The organism is Streptomyces sp. NPDC045695, assembly GCF_056432025.1.
This window is the reverse complement of sequence record NZ_JBWKJU010000014.1, coordinates 165,758-172,703: the sequence shown is the minus strand read 5'-3', so window position 1 is coordinate 172,703 and position 6,946 is coordinate 165,758. Positions and strand designations below refer to the sequence as shown.

Here is a 6,946-nt window from a genome sequence, read left to right as displayed (position 1 = left end):
GTCTCCACCGCCTGCCCGTTCTGCCTCGTCATGCTGACCGACTCCGTCAACGGCAAGAAGAACGACGGCCAGGCGAAGGAATCCGTCCAGGTCGTCGACGTCGCCCAGCTGCTGCTGGAGTCGGTGAAGGCCCCGGAGCCGACGGAGGCCGAACTGGCGGCCCTGGAGGCGGAGGCGGAGGCCGCGGCGGCAGCTGCTGCTGCTGCTGAGGCTCAGGCCGCTGAGGCTGCTGCGGCGAAGGCGAAGGCTGAGGCGGACGCCAAGGCCAAGGCTGAGGCCGAGGCGAAGGCGAAGGCGGAGGCAAAGGCGGACGCCAAGGCGGAGGCCGAGGCAGCCGAGGCCGAGGCCGAGCCCGTGGGCGAGGCCAAGGCGGCGGCGGCCGAGCCCGCCGCCGAGACAGCGGCCGAGACGGTCGCGGAACCCGCCGCCGAGCAGGCCGCGGAGCCCAAGGCCGAGGACGCCAAGGAGGCGTAACCGCACGGCAGCACCCCACAACACAGCGACGGCCGGTCCCCCTCACGGGGACCGGCCGTCGCGCTGTGCCGGACGGCCCGGCCAGCCCTCGTCGCGTCGACACGGCATCCCCTAGGGGATGTCACAGGTCAGCCGCAAAGGCCGCGGGTTCCGGCCGCCCGTCCACAAGGACCCGCGGGACCAGGTACGTTCGATCACGTGGCTGGATTCAGGATCGGACGCGGCCGGGACAACAACCGCCCTCCGCAACAACCCCCGCAGCAGCAGTCGTACGGTCAGCAGCAACCGCCGCCGTACGGCCAGCAGCCCTACCCGCCCGCCGGCGGCCCGCCCCCGCAGCAGCAGTGGCCGCAGCCGGGCGCCGGGGGCCACGGCGAGCCCGAGTACTTCGACCCGTACGGGCACGGACACGGGCAGCAGCCCCCGTACGCCCATGGCGGCGGTGGCACTGGCGCCGGCGGGTACACGAACGACAACCCGGGGCACACGCAGATGTTCGCCGTCGGCGAGGACCCGTACAGCCAGGGCGCGACCTACCAGGCGGGCGCGGCCGCTCCCGCCCCGGCCGGGCCGCGGCTGGCGTGGAAGGAGTTGCTCCGCGGCATCGTGATGCGGCCGGGGCAGACCTTCCTGCAGATGCGCGACTACGCCGTCTGGGGTCCGGCGCTGATCGTCACCTTCCTGTACGGGCTCCTCGCGGTCTTCGGCCTCGACGACGCCCGCAAGGACGTCATCAACGCGACCCTCGCGAAGGCCGTCCCGATCGTCCTCTCCGCGGGCGTGGCCTTCGTCATCTGCGGCCTGATCCTGGGCGCGGTCACCCACACCCTGGCCCGCCAGCTGGGCGGCGACGGCTCCTGGCAGCCGACGGTCGGGCTGTCGATGCTGATCATGTCGCTGACGGACGCCCCCCGCCTGCTCTTCGCCGTGTTCCTGGGCGGCGACAACGGCGTGGTCCAGGTCCTGGGCTGGGCCACCTGGCTGGCGGCCGGAGCACTCTTCACGTCGCTGATCAGCCGGTCCCACGACCTGCCGTGGCCGAAGGCCCTGGGCGCGTCGGCGATCCAGCTGATCGCGCTGCTGTCGATCATCAAGCTGGGCACCATCTAGCCGGCACGAACGAAAAGGGCCCGCCGCGCGTTACCTGCGCGGCGGGCCCTTTGGGTCATCTAGATCTCGTTTCGTCCTAGGCGTCGAGGACCTGGCCCTCACGCTTGACGACGGGCGGCCGGACCGACCAGGGGAACTCGATCCAGTCGTCCGTGCGCTTCCACACGTACTCGCACTGCACGAGGGAGTGCGACTTCTCGTAGATGACGGCGGAGCGCACCTCGGCGACGTGGCCGAGGCAGAAGTCGTGCACCAGCTTGAGCGTCTTGCCGGTGTCGGCGACGTCGTCGGCGATCAGCACCTTCTTGTTCGTGAAGTCGATCGCCTCGGGCACGGGCGCCAGCATGACCGGCATCTCCAGCGTGGTGCCCACACCGGTGTAGAACTCCACGTTCACCAGGTGGATGTTCTTGCAGTCCAGGGCGTACGCCAGACCGCCCGCGACGAACACGCCCCCGCGGGCGATGCTCAGGATGATGTCGGGCTCGTAGCCGTCGTCGGCGATCGTCTGCGCCAGCTCGCGGACGGCGCGCCCGAAGCCCTCGTAGGTCAGGTTCTCGCGTACGTCACTCATGCCTCGTGCCTCACCTGCGTGCGGTGGAAGTTCTGGAAGGAGCGCGAGGCGGTCGGACCGCGCTGCCCCTGGTACCTGGACCCGTAGCGCTCGCTGCCGTACGGGAACTCGGCGGGCGAGCTGAGGCGGAACATGCACAGCTGCCCGATCTTCATACCCGGCCAGAGCTTGATCGGCAGCGTGGCGAGGTTCGACAGCTCCAGGGTCACGTGGCCCGAGAATCCGGGGTCGATGAAGCCGGCGGTGGAATGCGTCACCAGGCCGAGGCGGCCCAGACTGGACTTCCCCTCCAGTCTGGAGGCGATGTCGTCGGGCAGCGAGACGACCTCATACGTGGAGGCGAGCACGAACTCACCCGGGTGCAGGATGAAGGCCTCATCCCCCTCCGGCTCGACCATGCGGGTCAGGTCGGGCTGCTCGACCGCGGGGTCGATGTGCGCGTACCGGTGGTTCTCGAAGACCCGGAAGAACCGGTCGAGACGTACATCGATGCTGGAGGGCTGCACCATCGATTCCTCGAACGGGTCGATGCGAACCCGTCCGCTGTCGATCTCGGCCCGGATGTCTTTGTCAGAGAGAAGCACGTCCCGAGGATACGCAGGCGCGCGGGCCACCCCCAATCGAGAGCCACGCCCGCGCGCCTCGCCCTGCCCGCTATCGCTTCACGCCACCCACCGGCACGGCCTGCCGCAGCCGCGCACAGCGCGGACACCGCAGCAGCCGCCCGGGCCCGATCCGGCCGGCACCGAGGTGCTGCAGCGGGAAGGAGGCGGTACTGAAAACGTGCCCTTCGGCACAACGGACGACGGTGTGCTCCATCGAGTCCCTTTCCCCAACGAGCCGTACTGCGACGAATCGCCACATTAGGGGATGATCCCCACCCACTCCAGCCGCCGCTCCGCGACCCCACGGTACGCCCCAACTCCCCCGCCCACACGTCCCGGTGTAGGCCACACATGACAACGACCCCGCGGCAAATTCACCGGGGGTCGATCATGAGGTAGAGTGAGCAACGATACGGATCCAGCACGTATGGTCCGTGTGCGGATGTAGTTTAATGGTAGAACATGAGCTTCCCAAGCTTATAGCGCGGGTTCGATTCCCGTCATCCGCTCCACGACAAAGCCCCAGGTCAGCGACCTGGGGCTTGTTTGTTGTCTAGACCCATCTGGGGCCGCGCGCCATTCGCGTGCCATAACTGCCCTAACGGGGCGTCAGGTTGTTGTCGCGCCCCTTGTGGGGATCACCTCACCCGGGCGGCCCGGCCGGACGGCGGCGCCGGTGGCGCGGGCACGAGCGCACGAACCGCGCCCGCGGCGACATCGCCGCTCTGCCTGTGGTCCGCAGGCACCCGCTGGAGGCGGACGGTGGCGCCGATGTCGTCGGCGAGCCTGCGCTGGTGCCCCTTGGTGGAGTGCTGATAGATCAGCTGAGCCCGCTCCGAGGACTGCCCCGCTCGGACCATGAGGTCCTTCAGCTTGGCGCCGGTGTCGGCGGCGAGGGTGTTCCCGGTGTGGCGCAGGTCGTAGAAGCGGAAGTCCTTCGGCATGCCCACGGTGTCTCGCGCCTTGCGCCACTTCCGGCCGAAGCTCGTCCCGCGCAGGGGCGCGCCCTTCTCCCCGACGAAGACGAGGCCCTCGGGCCCGTCCTGCGCGAACCACTCCAGGTGCCGGCGGACGTCGAGGAGGACGAAGCCCGGCAGCATGATCTCCCTCTTCCCCGCACGGGACTTGGGGTCGCCGATCACCCGACGGCCCGTGTTCAGCTCCGGAGCGGCACGCCGGACCCGCACCGAGCCGGTGTCGAGGTCGACGTCTGCTCTGCGCAGTTCGGCCAGTTCCTCCGGCCGCATGGATGCGAAGGCTCCCAGCAGCACCATCAGCCGCCAGCGGATACCGATCGCCTCGGCGAGCGCGAAGACCTGCTCGACGGTGGCCACGGGCCGCTCGTCGGCGTCCTCGCGGCCGGCTCCGCGGATAGAGCAAGGGTTGCGCCGGATCAGCTCGTCCTCGACCGCCGTCTGCATGATCGCCTTCAGCAGCCGGTAGGCCTTCGCCGTCGTGGTCTTGCCGGTCTCCTTCAGCCGCTCGGCACGCCAGGTCCTGACCTTGGCGGGGCTGATGGTGTTCACGTACTCCTCCCCGAAGGACGGCTCCAGGTGGAGGCGCAGGAGCCGTCGGTACAGCTCGTCGGTGGTGGCCGCGATGCCCCGCTCCTCGATCCAACGCAGGGCGTACTCGGCAAACAGCACCTCGCCGGCGGTCGGATCGATCCAGTCGCCACGGGCCTGGTCGGCCTGGATCTGGGCGAGGAACACCTCGGCGTCGCGCTTGGTCTCGTACGTCTGAGGGGCCGCGCGGAGGATGCCGGTCGCGCCGGGGTAGCGGGCTTGGTAGCGCCCCGAGGGCAGCTTCCGGATCGCACCGAAGCTACGGGGGGGGAACTCGCTTACGGGCAGGAGGCATCAGGCGGCCGTCCCGTAGCCCGCCCGCCGGGTGTGGACGGGTGCGATCGTGCGCACCGCCACGTAGGCGGTCAGGACGCTGTCGGCGATGCGGACGTGCTTGCCCAACTTCACGTACTCGATGCGGCGCTCGGAGATGAGGCGGCGGATGAAGCGCACGCCGGTCCCGAGACGTTCTGCGGCCTCGTCGACCGTGAGCAGACGGTCATCGGTTTTCACCTCTTTGCGGCGCGGGTTTCCCTGAATATGGGATTTACGCTCATCGCGTCGGACATCTCGATGGCGACGAGGTCTTTTCGGCCAGAGGGTATTGGAGATCGACGCAAGAGCTTTCTCTCGTGAAATGGAAAGACTTCCAAAAAGGACCGGAGCGAGAAGGCGTACCGGGAACACCAATGGTCCGGAGAATCCCCGGTTTGGCTGACCGGGGATCGTCGGTTATGTTGCGGCCTCACCAGCCGACGGGAGCCCTGCGGGCGAGTCGGCAAGGAGTGCCTGTGGTGCTGTGCCGAGGGCGGCGGCAATGGCGACCAGATCGTCGATGTCGCAGCGCCGCACGGTGCGTTCGATGCGGGAGAGCGCGGTGAAGGTCATGGGCCGGCCGAACACGACGACACGGGCGGCGAGCTGGCGCTGCGAGTAGCCACGTGCAACGCGGGTGCGCTCGATGGCGCGAGCTGCAGCCCGTCCGGCAGGACCGATTTCAAGTGAACGTGGTGGCATTGGTGTGTTGTAGCTTGCACCGCACCCATATGGGAACGCTTTCCTGTCTGCCGTGAGCGATGCATCCCTGTCGCCAATTCGTAGATCCGGTTTCCCACCCGGAGCTCTGGACCTACCGCAATGGGCCGGACACAAGTTTTGAGAGAAACGAGAGTGAACCATGGACTTCTGCGCATGGGGTGTGGCTGTGTTGTCCACACCCCCGGCCTCGCCGGAATTCCCTGCCCAATTTCTGCAAGGTGGCCGAGCAACACGACCACCAGCCCCCGACCTGTCCTATCCCAAGATCAGCGAACGCCTCGCACCCACCGAATCCGCCCCCATGGGCCGGCACTCCGGCCGTCGGCGTACGGCATGGCAGCAGGTCACCGACACGGCCGACCGGATCCCTGACGTTCTCGAGCAGGCCGACGACGCTGTAGGCCAGGCGCACATCACCGTGCTCGCCGAAACCCTCGACGCCCTCCCCCTCATCGCCCCCGCCAGCTACAGGCCCCAGCTGGCCCAGGTACCAGCCGCATTCGAGCGGGCCAGCCGCTCCCGCATCCGCGCCCGCCATCAGCAGGCCCAGGCCACACGCCGGGCCATCAAGGCGATCGTGCGTGAACCCGCGCCCAAGGACGGAGCCCCCCTCGCGATACTCCTCGACGCCCTGCTCCTGGCCGTCGTCGCAGCCCAGCACTGGCACCACACCCGCCACCACGACCACCAAGTCGAAGCCGCCCGCCAGGCAGCCGAACACCTCCACGCCGCCTACCAAGCCGCTACCAGCCAGCCCCTGACCGTGATCCACCAGCGCGGTCTCCGCCTGACCGTCACGGCGCAGCAACGGCAAGCAGCCCTTATCCGCCAAGCACTACCGGATCTGGCCGAGCAGATCCTCACCGAGCCCGGATGGCCCGCCCTCGCCGCCACCCTCACCGACGCCCAGAAGGCCGGCCACGACCCGACCGTCCTGCTCACCGAAGCCAACCGACGACGGGAACTCGACACCTCGATCAGCGACGTCCTCGTCTGGCGGCTGCACCGCCTCGTCGGCGTAGCAGATGAAAGGCCCGCTCACCCCGACACCGCGAGCACCACCCGCCTGGGCTCGAGCGCAGCTGTCCTCGGTCCCTCACGACAGCAACCACCCCGCCAAAGCAGCCGGTAGCCCAAAGGCCACCACCGTCACTGGCGGCCGCCCTGTTCCTTCGGGGAACACGCCAGGTGTTCCCCGAAGGAACGGTCGAATTGCTCCCTGAAGGAACAGGGCTCATCCCGTTCAGTGACCGTACGGCGAGTGCGCCTGCCGAGCGGCCTGCCGGTCCGACATTTGGCCGTGCTGCACTTGTTGCAGGGGTAGCGCACGTAGGCCCTGTGCTCCTTCATCCGGGCTTTGGCTTCCTCAAGCATCCGGAGCGTCCTCAAGGCCACGTCTGTGGCGGATCCGCCCTGTGGTGGTGGCGGGAGGAACTGACCGGTCCCGCGGGCGTCGTCCATCCACTGGTTCAGCCCCTCGACGATGGCCGTTTCCAGGTCGTCGAGTGAGCTGATTTCCTCTGTATCCACGAAGTTGGTGTACATGGTGACGGACATCGGCGGATTCTCCTCTTCTGGTG

General features: G+C 68.5%; 8 protein-coding genes, 1 tRNA gene and 1 pseudogene. 4 read left to right on the top strand and 6 right to left on the bottom strand.

The genetic code is table 11. From position 1 onward, the window contains the following. Both AC07DU_RS23735 and AC07DU_RS23730 read left to right on the top strand, forming a co-directional pair. A pseudogene (locus tag AC07DU_RS23735) lies at nt 1-474 on the top strand (iron-sulfur-binding reductase); the annotation flags it as partial. A 198-nt stretch (nt 475-672) separates the two neighbouring features. Then, nucleotides 673-1,584 carry a Yip1 family protein gene (locus tag AC07DU_RS23730; RefSeq protein WP_479113427.1) on the top strand — a complete coding sequence of 304 codons (912 nt, stop codon included), beginning with the start codon at nt 673-675 and terminating at the stop codon, nt 1,582-1,584. 76 nt (nt 1,585-1,660) lie between these two features. Here AC07DU_RS23730 and AC07DU_RS23725 read toward each other — a convergent pair whose 3' ends face one another. Together AC07DU_RS23725 and dcd are read right to left on the bottom strand one after the other, a co-directional pair. Further along, the gene (locus AC07DU_RS23725) at nt 1,661-2,158 is read right to left on the bottom strand and encodes a phosphoribosyltransferase (protein WP_479113425.1); all 498 of its coding nucleotides are present in this window, start codon (nt 2,156-2,158) and stop codon (nt 1,661-1,663) included. Further along, a complete protein-coding gene (gene dcd / locus AC07DU_RS23720; RefSeq protein WP_030152916.1) occupies nt 2,155-2,742 on the bottom strand; it encodes a dCTP deaminase in 588 nt (195 codons plus the stop codon). Before dcd ends, AC07DU_RS23725 begins: the two co-directional genes overlap by 4 nt. 459 nt (nt 2,743-3,201) lie before the next feature. On the opposite strand from dcd, the gene AC07DU_RS23715 reads away from it, so the two are divergent. After that, a tRNA-Gly gene (locus AC07DU_RS23715) sits at nt 3,202-3,275 on the top strand. Between the two features lie 126 nt (nt 3,276-3,401). Here the strand turns inward: AC07DU_RS23715 and AC07DU_RS23710 are convergent. The 3 genes from AC07DU_RS23710 to AC07DU_RS23700 form a co-directional block, all read right to left on the bottom strand. Beyond that, a complete protein-coding gene (locus tag AC07DU_RS23710) occupies nt 3,402-4,616 on the bottom strand; it encodes a tyrosine-type recombinase/integrase (protein ID WP_479113437.1) in 1,215 nt (404 codons plus the stop codon). Between the two features lie 6 nt (nt 4,617-4,622). Continuing rightward, on the bottom strand, nt 4,623-4,841 hold the full coding sequence (locus AC07DU_RS23705; protein ID WP_479038454.1) for an excisionase family DNA-binding protein: 219 nt from the start codon (nt 4,839-4,841) through the stop codon (nt 4,623-4,625). Between the two features lie 219 nt (nt 4,842-5,060). Beyond that, the gene (locus AC07DU_RS23700) at nt 5,061-5,345 is read right to left on the bottom strand and encodes a helix-turn-helix domain-containing protein (protein WP_479038451.1); all 285 of its coding nucleotides are present in this window, start codon (nt 5,343-5,345) and stop codon (nt 5,061-5,063) included. Nucleotides 5,346-5,667: 322 nt separating this feature from the next. Here AC07DU_RS23700 and AC07DU_RS23695 point away from each other — a divergent pair, with 322 nt between their 5' ends. Further along, nucleotides 5,668-6,498 carry a hypothetical protein gene (locus tag AC07DU_RS23695; RefSeq protein WP_479113423.1) on the top strand — a complete coding sequence of 277 codons (831 nt, stop codon included), beginning with the start codon at nt 5,668-5,670 and terminating at the stop codon, nt 6,496-6,498. Nucleotides 6,499-6,515: 17 nt separating this feature from the next. Here AC07DU_RS23695 and AC07DU_RS23690 read toward each other — a convergent pair whose 3' ends face one another. Beyond that, nucleotides 6,516-6,923 carry a hypothetical protein gene (locus AC07DU_RS23690; protein ID WP_479113422.1) on the bottom strand — a complete coding sequence of 136 codons (408 nt, stop codon included), beginning with the start codon at nt 6,921-6,923 and terminating at the stop codon, nt 6,516-6,518. Nucleotides 6,924-6,946: the final 23 nt, after the last annotated feature.